We start from the raw sequence: 17560 nt of genomic DNA, 5'->3' as shown, positions 1-17560 counted from the left end.
CCGGACCCAGGCAGTCGCCGGCCGGCGCCCAGCGCCGGCCGACGGCGGACCCACAGCAGACGTAGCCACCGCACTGCACGAAGGGGAAGCCATGACAGCGACGACCGACGGAAGCACCGGAGCGGCCACGCCCCGCGCAGCCTCGGCCAGCCGGCCCACCGAAGCCACCACCACCACGACGGCAACCACGATTACGACGACCGCGGCGGCAGGCCCCCACGAGGCCGCCGTGCGCGCCATGCACCGCTCCACCCAGTTCCTGCTCTCCCGGCAGGACGCCGAAGGCTGGTGGAAGGGCGACCTCGAGACCAATGTGACCATGGACGCCGAGGACCTCCTGCTCCGTCAGTTCCTCGGCATCAGGGACGAGGCGACCACGCGCGCCGCCGCGCTCTTCATCCGCGGCGAGCAGCGCGACGACGGCACCTGGGCCACCTTCTTCGGCGGGCCCGGCGAACTCTCCACCACCATCGAGGCGTACGTCGCGCTGCGCCTGGCCGGCGACCGGCCCGACGAGCCGCACATGGCGAAGGCCTCCGCCTGGGTCCGCGAACGGGGCGGCATCGCCTCCGCCCGGGTCTTCACCCGGATCTGGCTCGCGCTCTTCGGCTGGTGGAAGTGGGACGACCTGCCCGAACTCCCGCCGGAGCTCATCTACTTCCCCAAGTGGGTCCCGCTCAACATCTACGACTTCGGCTGCTGGGCCCGGCAGACGATAGTGCCGCTCACCATCGTCTCCGCGAAGCGGCCGGTGCGCCCCGCGCCCTTCGCCCTGGACGAGCTGCACACCGACGCCGGCGACCCGAACCCCGCCAAACCGCTTGCCCCGGTGGCCAGTTGGGACGGCGTCTTCCAGCGGCTCGACAAGGCGCTGCACGTCTACCACAAGGTGGCGCCGCGCCGGCTGCGCAAGGCCGCGATGAACAGCGCCGCGCGCTGGATCATCGAGCGGCAGGAGAACGACGGCTGCTGGGGCGGGATCCAGCCGCCCGCCGTCTACTCCGTCATCGCGCTGCACCTGCTCGGCTACGACCTGGAGCACCCCGTCCTGAAGGCGGGCCTCGCCTCGCTCGACCGGTTCGCCGTGTGGCGCGAGGACGGCGCCCGCATGATCGAGGCCTGCCAGTCGCCCGTGTGGGACACCTGCCTGGCGACGATCGCGCTCGCCGACGCCGGACTGCCCGCGGACCACCCGCAGTTGGTCAAGGCCGCGGACTGGATGCTCGGCGAGCAGATCGTGCGGCCGGGGGACTGGTCGGTGCGCAGGCCGGGCCTTACACCGGGCGGCTGGGCGTTCGAGTTCCACAACGACAACTACCCCGACATCGACGACACCGCCGAGGTCGCCCTCGCGCTGCGCCGGGTCGCGCACCCGGACAAGGCCCGCCTGGAGAACGCCATCGAGCGCGGGGTGCGCTGGAACCTCGGCATGCAGTCGAAGAACGGCGCCTGGGGCGCCTTCGACGTCGACAACACCAGCCCCTTCCCCAACCGGCTGCCGTTCTGCGACTTCGGCGAGGTCATCGACCCTCCGTCGGCCGACGTCACCGGGCACGTGGTGGAGATGCTCGCCGTCGAGGGCAGGTCCCGCGACCCGCGCACCCGGCGCGGCATCGAGTGGCTGCTGGCCGAACAGGAGCCCTGCGGCGCCTGGTTCGGGCGCTGGGGCGTCAACTACATCTACGGGACGGGGTCGGTGGTGCCCGCCCTCGTCACGGCCGGCCTGCCCGCGTCGCATCCGGCGATCCGGCGCGCGGTGAGCTGGGTGGAGTCGGTGCAGAACGACGACGGCGGCTGGGGCGAGGACCTGCGCTCCTACCGCGACCGGGGCTGGGTCGGGCACGGCACGTCGACGCCGTCGCAGACCGCCTGGGCGCTGCTCGCGCTGCTCTCGGCGGGCGAGCGGGACGCCACGTCGGTGGAGCGCGGCATCGCCTGGCTCGCCGAGACACAGCGTGCGGACGGCTCCTGGGACGAGCCGTACTTCACCGGCACCGGCTTCCCGTGGGACTTCTCCATCAACTACCACCTGTACCGGCAGGTGTTCCCGCTCACCGCCCTCGGCAGGTACGTCAACGGAGAGCCCTTCGCGCCCGGTTCCGCGGCACACCCCGGCAAGGGCAGCTGATGGACCGCACCCCGGCCACGCGGCCGGGCCCCGGGCCGCTGCTGATCGCCTGCGCGCTCGGCATCGAGCGCCTCGCCCTGCGCACCGGCGACCGCAGCGGCGCGCCCACGACCATGTCGGTGCTGCGCACCGGCATGGGCCCCAAGAACGCCGAGCGGGCCGTCAGCGGTGCGCTCGGCAAGGAAACCCTGCGCGACGCGGCCGTCCTGGCCACCGGCTTCTGCGCCGGACTCGCCCCCGGTATGCACCCCGGCGACCTGGTCGTCGCCGAGGAGACCAGGGACGCGCGCGGCAGCACGCCCTGTACGGGAACCGGCCTGCTGGTCGATGAGCTGGTGCGGGCCCTGCCCGGACGCGCCGTGCACACCGGCCCGCTCACCGGCTCCGACCACGTCGTCCGGGGCCAGGAGCGCGGCGACCTCCTGGCCACCGGCGCGGTCGCGGTGGACATGGAGTCCGCGGCGACCCTGCACAGCGCCGTACGCGCCGGACAGCGGCCCGTTGCGGCCGTCCGGGTGGTCGTGGATGCCCCTCAGCACGAACTCGTCCGCATCGGCACGGTGCGCGGTGGAATATCAGCCTTCCGCGTTCTTCGTGCCGTGCTCCCCGCTTTCTTTGAATGGCACCGTTCTTCGCTGCTCCCCCGGAGGTGAGCCAGATGGCCATGCCGCTGCGCCAGACCATCAAGGTCGCGACGTATCTCTTTGAACAGAAGCTCCGCAAGCGTGACAAGTTTCCACTGATCGTCGAGTTGGAGCCGCTCTACGCGTGCAACCTCGCGTGCGAGGGCTGCGGAAAGATCCAGCACCCCGCCGGCGTGCTCAAGCAGCGCATGCCGGTGGCCCAGGCCGTGGGCGCCGTCCTTGAATCCGGTGCCCCGATGGTGTCCATCGCCGGCGGTGAGCCGCTGATGCACCCTCAGATCGACGAGATCGTCCGGCAGTTGGTGGCGAAGAAGAAGTACGTCTTCCTCTGCACCAACGCCATGCTGCTGCGGAAGAAGATCGAGAAGTTCACGCCCTCGCCGTACTTCGCGTTCGCCGTGCACATCGACGGCATGCGCGAGCGGCACGACGAGTCGGTCGCGAAGGAGGGCGTGTTCGACGAGGCGGTGGAGGCGATCAAGGAGGCCAAGCGGCGCGGCTTCCGGGTCACCACCAACTCGACCTTCTTCAACACCGACACCCCGCAGACCATCATCGAGGTCCTGAACTTCCTCAACGACGACCTGCAGGTCGACGAGATGATGCTCTCGCCCGCCTACGCCTACGAGAAGGCGCCCGACCAGGAGCACTTCCTCGGCGTCGACCAGACCCGCGAACTCTTCAAGAAGGCCTTCGCGGGCGGCAACCGGCGCCGGTGGCGGCTCAACCACTCGCCGCTCTTCCTGGACTTCCTGGAGGGCAAGGCGGACTTCCCGTGCACGGCGTGGGCGATCCCGAACTACTCGCTCTTCGGCTGGCAGCGCCCCTGCTACCTGATGAGCGACGGCTACGTCCCCACGTACCGCCAGCTCATCGAGGAGACCGACTGGAGCAAGTACGGCCGCGGCAAGGACCCGCGCTGCGCCAACTGCATGGCGCACTGCGGTTACGAACCGACCGCCGTCCTCGCCACCATGGGCTCCCTCAAGGAGTCCATCCGCGCGGCCCGCGAGACGGTCTCGGGGAACCGCGGGTGACGTCATGAACGGGCGGACGCGGGCACCCCGGGAGGGGTGCCCCCCGTCACCGTGAGCTGAGAAGAACCAGAGAGGGGGCCCGAGCATGACCATTCTCGAAACCATCCGGGGGCCGCGGGACCTGAAGAAGCTTTCCGGGACCGAGCTGGACGAACTCGCGGGGGAGGTCCGGGAGTTCCTGGTGCACGCGGTCGCCAGGACGGGCGGCCACCTCGGGCCCAATCTGGGGGTGGTGGAACTCTCCGTCGCCCTCCACCGGGTCTTCGAGTCGCCCGTCGACCGCATCGTGTGGGACACCGGCCACCAGAGCTATGTGCACAAGCTGCTCACCGGGCGGCAGGACTTCTCCAAGCTGCGCGGCAAGGGCGGCCTCTCGGGCTACCCCTCGCGCGCGGAGTCCGAGCACGACATCGTCGAGAACAGCCACGCCTCCACGGCGCTCGGCTGGGCGGACGGCCTCGCCAAGGCGCGTCAGGTGCTCGGCGAGCGGGGCCACGTCGTCGCGGTCATCGGGGACGGCGCCCTCACCGGGGGCATGGCCTGGGAGGCGCTCAACAACATCGCGGCCGCGAAGGACCGGCCGCTGATCATCGTGGTGAACGACAACGAGCGCTCCTACGCACCGACCATCGGCGGCCTCGCCAACCACTTGGCCACGCTCAGGACGACGGACGGGTACGAGCAGGTGCTCGCCTGGGGCAAGGACGTCCTCCAGCGCACCCCGGTCATCGGGCAGCCGCTGTACGAGTCGCTGCACGGCGCCAAGAAGGGGTTCAAGGACGCCTTCGCGCCGCAGGGCATGTTCGAGGACCTGGGACTCAAGTACGTCGGGCCGATCGACGGGCACGACATCGGTGCCGTCGAGTCGGCGCTGCGCCGCGCGAAACGCTTCCACGGCCCCGTGCTCGTCCACTGTCTGACCGAGAAGGGCCGGGGCTACGAACCCGCGCTCGCCGACGAGGCGGACCGCTTCCACACCGTGGGCATCATGAACCCGCTCACCTGCGAGCCGCTCACGCCGGCCGACGCGCCGTCCTGGACGTCGGTGTTCGGGGACGAGATCGCCCGCATCGGGGCCGAGCGCGAGGACGTCGTCGCCATCACGGCCGCCATGCTGGGCCCGGTCGGCCTGACGAAGTTCGCCGCGGCCCACCCCGACCGGGTCTGGGACGTCGGCATCGCCGAGCAGCACGCCGCGGTCTCCGCCGCCGGACTCGCCACGGGCGGCCTGCACCCGGTCGTCGCCGTCTACGCCACCTTCCTCAACCGCGCCTTCGACCAGCTCCTGATGGACGTGGCGCTGCACCGGTGCGGGGTCACCTTCGTGCTCGACCGGGCCGGGGTCACCGGCGTCGACGGGGCCTCGCACAACGGCATGTGGGACATGTCGATCCTGCAGGTCGTGCCGGGGCTGCGGATCGCCGCGCCGCGCGACGCCGACCAGTTGCGGGCGCAGCTGCGGGAGGCGGTGGCCGTCGACGACGCGCCGACGCTCCTGCGGTTCCCCAAGGAGTCGGTGGGGCCCTCGATCCCGGCCGTGGACCGGCTCGGCGGCATGGACGTACTGCTGCGGGACGCGGATCCGGAGGTGCTGTTCGTCGCGGTCGGGGTGATGGCACCGGTCTGTCTGCAGGCCGCCGAGCTCCTGCGGGCGCGCGGCCTGCGCTGCACCGTCGTCGACCCGCGCTGGGTCAAGCCGGTCGACGCCGAGCTGCCCGGGCTCGCCGCGCGGCACCGGGTGGTGGCGGTCGTCGAGGACAACAGCCGCTCCGGCGGGGTCGGCTCGGCGGTCGCGCTGGCCCTCGGTGACGCCGAAGTGGACGTGCCCGTACGGCGGTTCGGCATCCCCGAGCAGTTCCTCGCACACGCCAAACGGGGCGAGGTCCTCGCCGACCTCGGGCTCACCCCGGTGGAGATCGCCGGGCGGATCGGCGCCACGCTCGCGGCCAAGGAGGGCCTACCGGAGCAGGGTTCAGGCAAGGAGCACAGCGTATGACCACGGAGTTCGACGACGCGCCCGCCCGCGTGCAGGCGTCCGGCGGCAAGGAGTTCGACCTCGGCAGAATCCTCGCCGAGCGGGGCGCCGAGCGATACGAGCTGCACGCCCGGCACCTCAACCACCAGCTGCCGCGCATGCTGCACACCATCGGCTTCGACAAGGTCTACGAACGGGCCGAGGGCGCGTACTTCTGGGACGCGGAGGGCAACGACTACCTCGACATGCTCGCGGGCTTCGGTGTCATGGGCCTGGGCCGGCACCACCCCGTCGTACGCAAGGCCCTGCACGACGTCCTCGACGCCTCGCTCGCCGACCTCACCCGCTTCGACTGCCAGCCGCTGCCCGGCCTGCTCGCGGAGCGGCTGCTCACCCACAGCCCGCACCTGGACCGGGTGTTCTTCGGCAACAGCGGCACGGAGGCCGTCGAGACGGCGCTGAAGTTCGCGCGCTACGCGACCGGGAAGCCGCGGGTGCTCTACTGCACGCACGCCTTCCACGGCCTGACCACCGGCTCCCTCTCCGTCAACGGCGAGGACGGGTTCCGGGACGGCTTCGCGCCGCTGCTGCCCGACACCGCGGTCCCGCTCGGCGATCTCGACGCGCTGCACCGGGAGTTGAAGAAGGGCGACGTCGCCGGACTGATCGTCGAGCCGATCCAGGGCAAGGGCGTGCACGGGACGCCGCCCGGATACCTGCTCGCCGCCCAGGAGTTGCTGCGGCGGCACAAGGCGCTGCTGATCGCCGACGAGGTGCAGACCGGACTCGGCAGGACCGGCGACTTCTACGCGTACCAGCACGAGGCCGGGGTCGAGCCCGATCTGGTCTGCGTCGCCAAGGCGCTCTCGGGCGGCTATGTGCCGGTGGGCGCCACGCTCGGCAAGGACTGGATCTTCAAGAAGGTCTACTCGTCGATGGACCGGGTCCTCGTGCACTCGGCGAGCTTCGGCTCGAACGCACAGGCCATGGCGGCCGGGCTCGCGGTCCTGTCCGTCATGGAGGACGAGAAGGTCGTCGAGAACGCCCGGGTCACGGGCGACCTGCTCAAGTCGCGGCTGGCCGCCCTCGTGGACCGCTACGAGCTGCTGAGCGAGGTGCGCGGTCGCGGCCTGATGGTGGGCATCGAGTTCGGGCGGCCCAAGTCGCTGAAGCTGCGCGGGCGTTGGACGATGCTGCAGGCCGCCCGCAAGGGGCTCTTCGCGCAGATGGTCGTCGTACCGCTGCTGCAGAAGCACCGCATCCTCACCCAGGTCTCCGGGGACCATCTGGAGGTCATCAAGCTCATCCCGCCGCTGACGGTGGGGGAGCGGGAGGTGGACCGCTTCGTGGCGGCCTTCACGGAGGTGATGGACGACGCGCACAGCGGCGGCGGGCTGATGTGGGACTTCGGCAAGACGCTGGTGAAGCAGGCGGTCGCGAACCGCTGACGTCCGGAACGGACCAGGACGCGGAGGCGTCGGCGGGGTTTTTGCCTCTGGGGCAAGAAAGTTGCCCGGGAGGCAAGGCTCTGGCTCAATCAGGGGTATGAGCCCTGCCGAGCCCACGGATCCCATGGAGCCCACGGAATCCGCCGAGCCCGCGTCCGGAGCGGCCCCGTCCGCCGAGCCGTCCCGCGCGGCCGACGCGCTGCCCGTCGTGGCGCCCCAGCTGCGTGAACTGCGCCGCCGCGCCTCCCTCACCCTGGAGGCCGCGGCCCGCAACGCCGGGCTCTCGCCCGCCCATCTGTCCCGCCTGGAGACCGGGCAGCGCCAGCCCTCGCTGCCGATGCTGCTCACACTCGCACGCGTCTACGGTACGACGGTCTCGGAGCTGCTCGGCGAGACGGTCGCCGACCGGGACGCGGTCATCCGGGCCGCGGACATGGAGCCGACCCGGGCGGGCGGCTGGACGTACTTCCAGGCCGGCGCGTCCGGCCGCGGCATGCAGGCGCTGCGGGTGCACGTGCCGCACGGCGCGCAGGGCGACATGGTGCGCGTCCATCCCGGCGAGGAGTGGCTGTACGTCCTGAAGGGGCGGCTGCGGCTGCACCTCGGGGACACCGCGCACGCCCTCGATCCGGGCGACAGCGCGCACTTCGACTCGCTGACCCCGCACCGGATCGCCGCCGCCGACCGGGGCGGCACCGATCTCCTCTTCGTCCACACCTTGCTGCAGAGCCCCGCCACCGCGCTGTGCCTCGGCGGCCCGACCCACGGAGAAACGACATGACGGAACCGGACCAGCAGGGACCCCTCCGGCCGGAGCCCGCCCGCAACACCATGGAGGAGAAGTTCCCCCGGGCACTCTGGGTCCGCCTGATCATCTACGTGGCGGTGGGCCACCTCTTCGCGGCCTTCATCTACCTGCTCTTCGAGCTGGGCGCGAAGAACCAGTAGCGCTTCGCCTCAGTCGAGGAGGCGCTCGCGGAGTCGCTCCCGGGTCGCGTCGCCCACCCGGAGCCCCTCGGCGATGTACGTGTCCACGTCGCCCCAGGTCTGCTCGATCGTCTCGAACGCGGCCGCCAGGTACTCGCTGCGGGCGTCGAAGAGCGGGTCGAGGAGCTCCAGGACCTCGGGCGCCATCGCGTTCGGGGAGCTGTCGGTGCGGTGCACCTTGTACCGGCGGTGGGACGCGCTCGACTCGAGGTAGTCGGCCTCGATGGCGTCGCGCTCGACGCCGACGGCGAGCAGCGTCACGGCTATGGAGAGGCCGGCGCGGTCCTTGCCCGCGGCGCAGTGCATCAGCGCGGGCACGCTGTCCTCGGCCAGCGAGTGCAGCACCTTGCTGTGCTCGGCGGTGCGCTCCTTGATGATCGTGCGGTACGCGGTCTCCATCCGGCCCGCGGCCTTGCCGTCCGAGAGCAGCCCGCGCAGCTGGTCGAGGTCGCCGTCGCGGACCATCTGCCAGAACTCGGCGCCGTCGGCCGGGTCCGTGAGCGGCAGATTCACGTTGCGTACGCCCGGCAGCGCGATGTCGGGGCCCTCAAGGCGCTGGTCGGCGGCGTTGCGGAAGTCGAAGACCGTGTGCAGGCCCAGGGAGGCGAGGAAGGCGGCGTCGGACGCGGTGGCGTGCGCCAGGTGACCGCTGCGGAAGAGCACGCCGCGGCGGACGTGGCGGCCGTCGACCGTCGGCAGTCCGCCCACGTCACGGAAGTTACGCACTCCGGAGAGCTCGGGCTCCGACACCTCTGTCGACGGGACCTGCTGCGTCACGGGCTCTCCTCGGGCTCTGCGTCCGGCGCGGCTCGCCGGCGGGTGCGTCTTCGACGATACGACATGGGTACCCGGGGCAATCACCCCTGCTCGGCGCTCGTCCGCCGGGCCGGGCGGGCGCTGCCCCGGAGCGGAAAACGGCTTGCCTTGGAGCGCGCTCCACCTCGTACAGTCACCGGCCTCGGGACAACTCAAGAACATCGTCAAGAGCACCGCTGCCAAGGAGAGTTGCATGCGCCACCGCGTTCTGGGCGGGACCGGCATACAGGTCAGCCCCTACTGCCTCGGCACCATGATGTTCGGCGCCATCGGCAACCCGGACCACGACGACTGCGTACGGATCACCCACGCGGCCCTGGACGCGGGCATCAACTTCGTCGACACCGCCGACATGTACTCGGGCGGGGAGTCGGAGACCGTCGTCGGCAAGGCGCTCAAGGGCCGCCGCGACGACGTCGTCCTCGCGACCAAGGTCCACTTCCCGATGGGGGAGGGCCCCAACAGCGGCGGCAACTCGCGGCGCTGGATCATCCACGAGGTGGAGGAGAGCCTGCGGCGTCTGGACACGGACTGGATCGACCTCTACCAGGTGCACCGGCCCGACCACACCACCGACATCGAGGAGACGCTCTCCGTCCTGACCGACCTGGTGCGCCAGGGCAAGATCAGGGCGTTCGGCTGCTCCACGTTCCCGCCGCACGAGGTCGTCGAGGCGTACCACGTCGCCGAGCGCCGGGGGCTGCACCGCTTCCGCACCGAGCAGCCCCCGTACTCGCTGCTGGCCCGGGGCGTCGAGCGGCACGCGCTGCCGGTGGCGGAGCGCCTGGGCATGGGGGTGCTGACCTGGTCCCCGCTGGCCTCCGGGTTCCTGACCGGCCGCTACCGGAAGGGGCGCACCGCCGATCTGAGCACCGGGCGGCCCACCGTCTTCCCGGACCGCTTCGACCCCACGGCGCCGCGCACCCTCGCGAAGCTGGAGGCCGTCGAACGATTCGTGGCCCTCGCGGAGGAGGTGGGCTGCTCCCTGCCGGAGCTGGCGACCGCGTTCCCGCTCGCCCACCCGGCCGTCACCTCCGTGATCATCGGTCCGCGCACCATGGATCAGCTGCAGAAGACGCTCAAGGGCGCCTCGGTGGTGCTCGACGACGCGACCCTCGACCGGATCGACGAGATCGTGCCGCCCGGCACGGACATCTACCCGCCGGACGGGGCGTGGACCCCACCGTCGCTCACCACGCCGGCGCTGCGCCGACGGGCGGCCGCCACCAGGTCGGCCGTTTGAGCTCGGCCGTTTGAGCCCGCCCAAGGCGTCGTCCCGGCCCAAAGGTGGGGTGTGCACTTATTCCGAGTTGGGCCAAACTTGACCGGTGGCTTATCTCACGCACCGTCAACCCCTCCCTACGGTGGCGTAGGTCACTTAGGGAGGTGAAGGATGTTACCTCGTGAGCGCAGAGTCGACATCCTTCATCCATCACCCCATCAACAACCGCGTGTTCAACTCCTACGCAGCGCTCGGCGACAGCTTCACCGAGGGCGTGGGGGACCCGGGACCCGACGGCACCTTCGTCGGCTGGGCCGACCGGCTCGCCGTCCTGCTCGACGACCGGGTGCCCGAGCACACCTTCCGGTACGCCAACCTCGCCGTCCGCGGCAAGCTCCTCGACCAGATCGTCGAGGACCAGCTGCCGCGCGCGAAGGAGCTCGCCCCCGACCTGGTGACGTTCTGCGCCGGGGGCAACGACATCATCCGCCCCGGCACCGACCCCGACGAGGTCGCCGAACGGTTCGAGCGGGCCGTCGCGGACCTCTCGTCGGCGGTCGGCACGGTCATGGTGACCACCGGCTTCGACACCCGTGGCGTGGCGCTGCTCAAGCACCTGCGGGGCAAGATCGCCACGTACAACATGCACGTGCGGGCCATCGCCGACCGGTACGGCTGTCCCGTGCTCGACCTGTGGTCGCTCAGGACCGTGCAGGACCGGCGGGCCTGGGACGGCGACCGGCTGCACCTCTCCGCCGAGGGGCACACGCGCGTGGCGCTGCGCGCCGGTCAGGTCCTCGGGCTCGACGTGCCCGCGGACCCGGACCAGGCGTGGCCGCCGATGCCGCCGCGCGGCACGCTGGAGGTGCGGCGCGACGACATCCACTGGGCGCGCGAGTACCTGGTGCCGTGGATCGGCCGGCGGATCCGGGGCGAGAGCTCCGGCGACCATGTGGTGGCCAAGGGCTTCCGCAATCCGCACACCATCAAGATGCACATAGAGGCCGCCTCCTGAGGAGCCCGGTGCCGGGCCGATGGACCGACCGCCGCGCCGCCGGCGACGTGGCGGGGGTCTCGGAGGCCGCGCAGGACTCGTCGGGGGCCGGTGGACATAATGGAAGGGCCTATCCACCCCCCTCAGGAGGTCCCGTGTCCCGGTCCCTGATCCCCGGGCTCCGCTCGCTGCGGTCCGCTCCCTTCGGCGCGGATCCCGCGGGTGCCCGGCTGGCCCGGATCCGCAGATCGCCGAACTTCTCCGTAGCCGAAGGTTCCTTCCAGAACCCCGTGGGGGCCAGGACCCGCCCGTCCGGGTCGAGCCTGGAGTTCGCGAAGATCTACTTCCGCAGGGAGGAGCGGCTGCGCCGCGGCCCGGCCGGCACGATCCCGGTGCACCCCACCACCCTCGCCGACCTCGCCAAGCCGCCGGCCGACGGGCTGCGGGTCACCTGGATGGGGCATTCCAGCGTCCTGGTGGAGATCGACGGGCGCCGGGTGCTCTTCGACCCGGTGTGGGGCGAGCGGTGCTCGCCGTTCTCCTTCGCCGGGCCCAAGCGGCTGCACCCCGTGCCGGTGCCGCTCGCGGCCCTCGGACCGGTCGACGCCGTGGTCATCTCGCACGACCACTACGACCACCTGGACATGCCCACGATCAAGGCCCTGGCCGGTACCGACACGGTGTTCGCCGTGCCGCTCGGCGTCGGGGCCCACCTGGAGCGGTGGGGCGTGCCGGCCGACCGGCTCCGCGAGCTGGACTGGAACGAGACCGCGAAGGTGGCGGGGCTGACCCTGACCGCGACCCCCGCCCGGCACTTCTGCGGCCGCGGGCTGCGCAACCAGCAGCACACGCTGTGGGCGTCCTGGGCGGTCGCGGGGCCGGAGCACCGCGTCTTCCACAGCGGCGACACCGGCTACTTCCCCGGCTTCCGCGACATCGGCGCCGAGCACGGCCCGTTCGACGTCACGATGATCCAGATCGGCGCCTACTCGGAGTGGTGGCCGGACATCCACATGACGCCCGAGGAGGGCCTGCGGGCGCACCTGGACCTCCAGGGCGGCGCGGCGGGTGGCGTCATGCTGCCGATCCACTGGGGCACCTTCAACCTCGCCCCGCACGCCTGGTCGGAGCCGGGCGAGGGCACCGTCGCCGCCGCGCGCCGCGAGGGCGTCACGCTGGCCCTGCCCTGTCCGGGGGAGCCCTTCGAGCCCGGGGCGGATTCCGTGCCGGGGCGGCTGTGGTGGCGTGAGGTGGCGGTCGTGCCGGAGGGCGGCTGGCTCGGGGCGTCCACCCTGGTCGTACGGAGTGTGGTCGGCCCGAAAACGGACACCACGGACAGCGCGACGGACAGCACGGACACCACGGACAGCGGGGAGCACGAGACGACGTCCGTCGGCTGACGGACGCTTTGAGGCGCGGCGTGCGCGAGGCTCACGCCGCGCGGGCGCGGTGTCTGCGGACCGCGTCGCGGTTGGCGCACCGCTGGGAGCAGTAGCGCTGCCGTCCGGTGCGCGAGGTGTCGGCGAAGATGGTGGTGCACTCGGTGACGGCGCACCGCCGCAGCCGATGCATGCCCCGGCCCGCGAGGTGCAGCGCCGTGCCCACCGAGATCAGCGAGGACAGCAGGGCGCCGAGCGGCCGGTGGGCGTCGCGGTAGTGCAGGTGCCAGCCGGTGCCCGCGTGGTCGGTGAGCCGGGGGTGGGCGGTGGCCGCCGCGAGCATGCCGTTGATCAGCTCGGCGCGCTCGTGCTCCTCGACGGCGTCCACCACCTTCTCCCAGGAGTCCAGGGTCTCCTGGGCGTGTGCCAAGTCGTCATCCGATACCGGCTGTTCGAGGGCCAGGCCCGCGGCGCGGCACCGGTCGGCGAGCTCCTCGGGGTCGGTGGGGCGGCGGTTGGCGAGATCGGCGGCCAGGTTCACGGCGTCCTCGCCGTAAGGGTTGAGGTGCATACGGCCATTACAGCAGCGGCACGGTCGCGCCGGGACGCGAACGAGCATCCCCGTACGGAGTGGGAATCAGGCACGCGTACGAGCCGAATCGGACCCCCGTGCGAGGCGTCATACCAGAGCGGGACGCTGGCCGCTGACTTTGTCAACTGCCCACCGCACGTGATGCGTTGCCGACTACCGTGTGTGGCCGTCGGGCGACGCAGGGATCACGACGCAGTGCTGACGTCGCGACCTGCCGGCCGGCACGGCGATGCCTCCACCACGCCGCAAAGAGGAGTCGGACCGAGCGCCGGACCTTCGTCGCCACACACCGAGGACGCAGATGTCTCATCTACGCGCACCGGCCGCCCGCCCAGACCGCCGGGAGGGCGGCCGGCACGGCAGGCCCGGCAGTCGCAGTGCCGCCGCACTGCCCGAAACCCACATACGGCCGCAGCTCCTGCGCATCGCGGTGCTGCCGGCCGTCGCCGTGGGCCTGAGCGCCTGCGCCGCCGTGCTGTTCACCCTGCGCTCGACCGGCGCCCGGCCGGGGACGGCCCTGGTCGCCGTCCTCACCGCGGCCGCCCTGGTCGCTCTCGCCGGGATCGTGACGGCCGCCGTCGCCGCCGAGCGCGCCGCCAAGACCGTGCACGACCGGCTCGGGGGGCTCCGCCGGACCGCCGCGCGCGGCCAGGCCGAACTCCGCGGCGTTGTCGAACAGTTGCGCCGCGGCGACCAGCCGCCCACCCCCGGCACACCGGCCCGCGCGCGGGCAGGCGGCGACGAGTTCGACCAGCTCGCCGACGAGTTGGGCCGCGCCCACGACGTGGCCGTCGGCGCCGTCGTACAGGCCTCCCAGCTCTCCAGCCACGCGGGCAGCGAGCAGAAGGTCGAGGTCTTCGTGAACCTCGCCCGACGGCTGCAGTCGCTCGTCCACCGCGAGATCTCCCTGCTCGACGAGTTGGAGAACGAGGTCGAGGACCCCGAACTGCTCAAGGGCCTCTTCCACGTCGACCACCTCGCGACCCGCATCCGGCGGCACGCCGAGAACCTCGCGGTGCTCGGCGGCGCCGTCTCGCGCCGCCAGTGGAGCAACCCGGTCTCCATGACCGAGGTGATGCGCTCCGCCATCGCCGAGGTCGAGCAGTACTCGCGCGTCAAACTCGTGCCGCCGATCGACGGCACCCTGCGCGGCCACGCCGTCGCCGACGTCATCCACCTGCTCGCCGAACTCGTCGAGAACGCCACGGTGTTCTCCGCCCCGCACACCCAGGTCCTGCTGCGCGCCAACGCGGTGACCGCCGGGCTCGCCGTCGAGGTGGAGGACCGCGGCCTCGGCATGCCGCTGACCGAGCAGAACAAGATGAACCGGCTGCTCGCCGACCCGGACCAGGTCAACGTCGCGAGCCTCCTCCAGGACGGCCGCATCGGGCTCTTCGTGGTCTCCGCGCTCGCCCGCAGACACGGTGTCGCGGTGCGGCTGCAGACCAACATCTACGGCGGCGTCCAGGCCGTCCTCATCCTGCCGCAGGAGCTGCTGGGCGCCGACCAGCAGGCCGAGCCGGTCACCCGGCGCCGCCCGGCGGCGGAGGTGGCGTCACAGGGCGCGGCGGGGCCGGGGGCCGGGGGCGAGGGCACGGGTTTCGGGGAGCCCGGGGACGTACGTGACTCCGGAGGTGTACGTGACTCCGGCGCCGTACTCGACACCGCGGGCCTCCCGGATTCCGGAGCCGTACTCGATACAGCGGGCCTTCCGGATTCCGGAGTCGTACCCGACACCGCGGGCCTCCCCGATTCCGGCGCCCGACCGGACTCCTCGGGCCCACGCCACGCCGGGGGCGTACGGGACGACCTGGGCGCCGCCACCCCGGTGTGGCCGAGCGCCGCACCGCCCGCGCCCGCGCCCGCCCCGGACCCCGGCACCGGCCCCTACCGGCCGCGCACCGTGCACGGCGCCCCGCCCGCCCCGCTCCCCGTGCGCGGCTCCCGGCAGGACCGGCCGACGCCCGCCGACGCCACCCCCGGCATCCGCCCGGAGGACCGGCAGGCCGTCGCCGAGCACACCGCGGCGCCGCCGACCCCGCTGGGCGGCGCGGTGCGCGGCCGGGTCGGCAGACCCCAGCTCCCCAAGCGGCGCGCCCAGGAACACATCGCACCCCAGCTGCGGGACTCCCCGGCGCCGCGGCCCGACGGCGGCGACCTCGTCGGCCACGACCCCGGCCTGATGGCCGCGTTCCAGCGTGGCATCGGCCTCGCACAGGCCCAGGACGCCCGCGATCCCACCCCGCGCGAACACGAGGTCGGCGCCCCCCACGACGGGCGCGGACCAGGCGGCTGACCCGCACCGGCAGGCCCGGCACCCACCACCACCTCTGCCCCGGCAGACCTACGTACGTTCGTACCTCAAGGAGTCGATCCACCATGGCGAGCGATGCGCCGACCGGCCATGTATCCGATCTCGACTGGCTGATGAGCGGCCTCGTGCAGCGAGTGCCGCACACCCGGAGCGCCGTCCTGCTCTCCTCCGACGGACTGGTGAAGTCGGTGCACGGCCTCGACCCGGACAGCGCCGACCACATGGCGGCCCTCGCCTCGGGGCTCTACTCCCTCGGGCGCAGCGCGGGCATCCGCTTCGGCGACGGCGGCGACGTCCGTCAGGTCGTCGTGGAACTGGACTCCACCCTCCTGTTCGTCTCCACCGCGGGCTCGGGCACCTGTCTGGCCGTGCTCGCCGGGCGCGACGCGGACGCGGCCGTCCTCGGCTACGAGATGGCGATGCTGGTGAAGAGCGTCCGCCCGTACCTGATCACCGCGCCCCGGCAGCCCGCCGGGGAACCCGCGTCGATGAGGCGCTGAGCGTGGCGGCCCCGCACGACGGGCCCTGGCTCGACGACGCGGCCGGTCGGCTCGTCCGCCCCTACACCGTCAGCAACGGCCGGACCAGACCGACCAGCCAACTCGACCTGCTCTCCCTGGTGATGGCGACCGGCAACACCCCGCTCGGCTATCTCGGGCCCGAGCACTCCACGGCGCTCGGCCTGTGCGAGGCGCCCACCTCCGTCGCCGAGATCGCGGCGCAGCTCAAGCTGCCCGCGGTCGTGGCCAAAGTGATCCTCTGCGATCTCCTCGACTGCGGGTCCCTCACCCAGAAGGCCCCGGACTTCTACCACAACCCCACCGACCGGTCCCTGTTGGAGGCAGTGCTCGATGGATTACGACGACAGCTCTGACCCCTTCCCCACCGCACTCAAGATCCTGATCGCCGGTGGCTTCGGGGTCGGCAAGACCACCTTCACGGGAGCGGTCAGCGAGATCGCCCCGCTGAGCACCGAGGAACTGCTCACCACGGTCAGCGAGGCCACCGACGACCTGTCCGGCGTGGAGAACAAGACCACGACCACCGTCGCCATGGACTTCGGCCGCATCACGCTCGACCCGGAACACGTCCTGTACCTCTTCGGCACCCCGGGCCAGGAACGGTTCTGGTTCATGTGGGACGAGCTCTCCGAAGGGGCGCTCGGCGCCGTGGTCCTCGCCGACACCCGGCGCCTCGAGGACTGCTTCGCCGCGGTCGACTTCTTCGAGCAGCGCGGCATGGGCTTCATCGTGGCGATCAACGAATTCGACGGCGCCTACCGCTACGAACCCGAGGAGGTGCGCTCCGCGATCGACCTGGACCCCCGAGTGCCCGTGGTGCGCTGCGACGCCCGTATCTCAAGCTCCGGCATCCAGACGCTCCTCATCCTCGTCAAGCACCTCCTCAACCACGCCCCGGAGCCCAGTTACGGAGCCCACACGTGACGTACGACCCGATCGGGCACCTCCTGCTCACCCCCGTCGACAAGGAGGCGCCCGAGCGGGTGCGGCGGTTGCGCGCGCTCGGCATCGGGCAGTACCCCGAACCGGCCTTCGACGTCTTCGCCGCCCGGCTCGCCGACCTGGCCGGCGCACCCTGCGCGATGGTCAACTTCATCGACGAGCACCGGCAGTTCTTCGCCGGACTGCACGCCCCGGACGGCGTCCTCGCGCTCGCCGACCCGGCCGCCGGATCCGTCGCCCCCGCCGGCTGTGGCGACGCGCGCCGCTATCTGCCCCGCGACCACGGGTACTGCCCGCACGTCGTGGTGCGCCGCAAGGCCCTCGTCCTGGAGGACGTCCGCGACTTCCCGCGCTTCGCGGGCAACCCCCTGGTCGACGAGAGCGGCGTCCGCTCGTATCTGGGCGCGCCCCTGATCGACCGTACGGGCACCGCTCTCGGCACGGTCTGCGTGGTGGACGTCGAGCCGCGCCGCTGGGGCAGGGCGGGGCTCGACACGATCAAACGCATGGCCGCGGAGCTGGTCGAACAGATCCACCGGCGGGAGGACGGCGGGATCTGAA

At 72.0% G+C, this 17560-nt stretch carries 17 protein-coding genes; 15 read left to right on the top strand and 2 right to left on the bottom strand.

Annotated features, from left to right (window positions below; translation table 11 throughout):
- The first annotated feature begins 91 nt into the window (after positions 1-91).
- The 7 genes from shc (at position 92) to ACZ6CV_RS14975 (ending at position 8180) form a co-directional block, all read left to right on the top strand.
- Positions 92-2128 (top strand): squalene--hopene cyclase, encoded by a 2037-nt coding sequence (gene shc, locus ACZ6CV_RS15005; protein WP_469251200.1) that lies wholly within the window; start codon positions 92-94, stop codon positions 2126-2128.
- Positions 2128-2781 (top strand): phosphorylase family protein, encoded by a 654-nt coding sequence (locus ACZ6CV_RS15000; protein WP_469251199.1) that lies wholly within the window; start codon positions 2128-2130, stop codon positions 2779-2781. The genes shc and ACZ6CV_RS15000 overlap by 1 nt, the downstream gene beginning before the upstream one ends.
- Positions 2782-2786: 5 nt before the next feature.
- Positions 2787-3809 carry an adenosyl-hopene transferase HpnH gene (hpnH, locus tag ACZ6CV_RS14995; protein WP_469251198.1) on the top strand — a complete coding sequence of 341 codons (1023 nt, stop codon included), beginning with the start codon at positions 2787-2789 and terminating at the stop codon, positions 3807-3809.
- Between the two features lie 85 nt (positions 3810-3894).
- Positions 3895-5805, top strand: a complete 1911-nt coding sequence (gene dxs, locus ACZ6CV_RS14990; protein ID WP_469251197.1) for a 1-deoxy-D-xylulose-5-phosphate synthase — start codon at positions 3895-3897, stop codon at positions 5803-5805.
- Positions 5802-7232: an aspartate aminotransferase family protein gene (locus tag ACZ6CV_RS14985; protein WP_469251196.1), complete on the top strand. Its 1431-nt coding sequence runs from the start codon at positions 5802-5804 to the stop codon at positions 7230-7232. Before dxs ends, ACZ6CV_RS14985 begins: the two co-directional genes overlap by 4 nt.
- Positions 7233-7329: 97 nt before the next feature.
- On the top strand, positions 7330-8013 hold the full coding sequence (locus ACZ6CV_RS14980) for a helix-turn-helix domain-containing protein (RefSeq protein ID WP_469251195.1): 684 nt from the start codon (positions 7330-7332) through the stop codon (positions 8011-8013).
- A gap of 50 nt (positions 8014-8063) precedes the next feature.
- Entirely contained in the window at positions 8064-8180 is a 117-nt protein-coding gene (locus ACZ6CV_RS14975) for a DUF6126 family protein (protein ID WP_355814311.1), read from the top strand.
- Between the two features lie 9 nt (positions 8181-8189).
- On the opposite strand, the gene ACZ6CV_RS14970 is transcribed toward ACZ6CV_RS14975, so the two are convergent.
- Positions 8190-8996, bottom strand: a complete 807-nt coding sequence (locus tag ACZ6CV_RS14970) for a tyrosine-protein phosphatase (RefSeq protein WP_469251194.1) — start codon at positions 8994-8996, stop codon at positions 8190-8192.
- Positions 8997-9228: 232 nt separating this feature from the next.
- Here ACZ6CV_RS14970 and ACZ6CV_RS14965 point away from each other — a divergent pair, with 232 nt between their 5' ends.
- The 3 genes from ACZ6CV_RS14965 to ACZ6CV_RS14955 all read left to right on the top strand — a co-directional run bounded on the left by ACZ6CV_RS14965 (position 9229) and on the right by ACZ6CV_RS14955 (position 12651).
- The gene (locus ACZ6CV_RS14965; protein WP_469251193.1) at positions 9229-10278 is read left to right on the top strand and encodes an aldo/keto reductase; all 1050 of its coding nucleotides are present in this window, start codon (positions 9229-9231) and stop codon (positions 10276-10278) included.
- 208 nt (positions 10279-10486) lie between these two features.
- Positions 10487-11272, top strand: coding sequence for an SGNH/GDSL hydrolase family protein (locus ACZ6CV_RS14960; protein WP_469251473.1), 786 nt, complete (start codon positions 10487-10489; stop codon positions 11270-11272).
- Positions 11273-11406: 134 nt separating this feature from the next.
- Entirely contained in the window at positions 11407-12651 is a 1245-nt protein-coding gene (locus ACZ6CV_RS14955) for an MBL fold metallo-hydrolase (protein WP_469251192.1), read from the top strand.
- Positions 12652-12682: 31 nt separating this feature from the next.
- On the opposite strand, the gene ACZ6CV_RS14950 is transcribed toward ACZ6CV_RS14955, so the two are convergent.
- The gene (locus tag ACZ6CV_RS14950; RefSeq protein ID WP_469251191.1) at positions 12683-13201 is read right to left on the bottom strand and encodes a CGNR zinc finger domain-containing protein; all 519 of its coding nucleotides are present in this window, start codon (positions 13199-13201) and stop codon (positions 12683-12685) included.
- A 322-nt stretch (positions 13202-13523) separates the two neighbouring features.
- On the opposite strand from ACZ6CV_RS14950, the gene ACZ6CV_RS14945 reads away from it, so the two are divergent.
- The 5 genes from ACZ6CV_RS14945 (at position 13524) to ACZ6CV_RS14925 (ending at position 17559) form a co-directional block, all read left to right on the top strand.
- A complete protein-coding gene (locus ACZ6CV_RS14945; RefSeq protein WP_469251190.1) occupies positions 13524-15518 on the top strand; it encodes a sensor histidine kinase in 1995 nt (664 codons plus the stop codon).
- A gap of 83 nt (positions 15519-15601) precedes the next feature.
- Positions 15602-16036, top strand: a complete 435-nt coding sequence (locus ACZ6CV_RS14940; RefSeq protein ID WP_355814016.1) for a roadblock/LC7 domain-containing protein — start codon at positions 15602-15604, stop codon at positions 16034-16036.
- Between the two features lie 2 nt (positions 16037-16038).
- The gene (locus tag ACZ6CV_RS14935) at positions 16039-16410 is read left to right on the top strand and encodes a DUF742 domain-containing protein (RefSeq protein WP_362361125.1); all 372 of its coding nucleotides are present in this window, start codon (positions 16039-16041) and stop codon (positions 16408-16410) included.
- The gene (locus tag ACZ6CV_RS14930) at positions 16388-16981 is read left to right on the top strand and encodes a GTP-binding protein (protein WP_355814010.1); all 594 of its coding nucleotides are present in this window, start codon (positions 16388-16390) and stop codon (positions 16979-16981) included. Before ACZ6CV_RS14935 ends, ACZ6CV_RS14930 begins: the two co-directional genes overlap by 23 nt.
- Positions 16978-17559, top strand: coding sequence for a GAF domain-containing protein (locus tag ACZ6CV_RS14925; protein ID WP_469251189.1), 582 nt, complete (start codon positions 16978-16980; stop codon positions 17557-17559). The genes ACZ6CV_RS14930 and ACZ6CV_RS14925 overlap by 4 nt, the downstream gene beginning before the upstream one ends.
- The last annotated feature ends 1 nt before the right edge of the window (position 17560 follow it).

This window comes from Streptomyces sp. NPDC041713 (assembly GCF_055591085.1).
The sequence above is the reverse complement of the archived record's forward strand: the minus strand, read 5'-3'. Positions and strand labels throughout refer to the sequence as shown.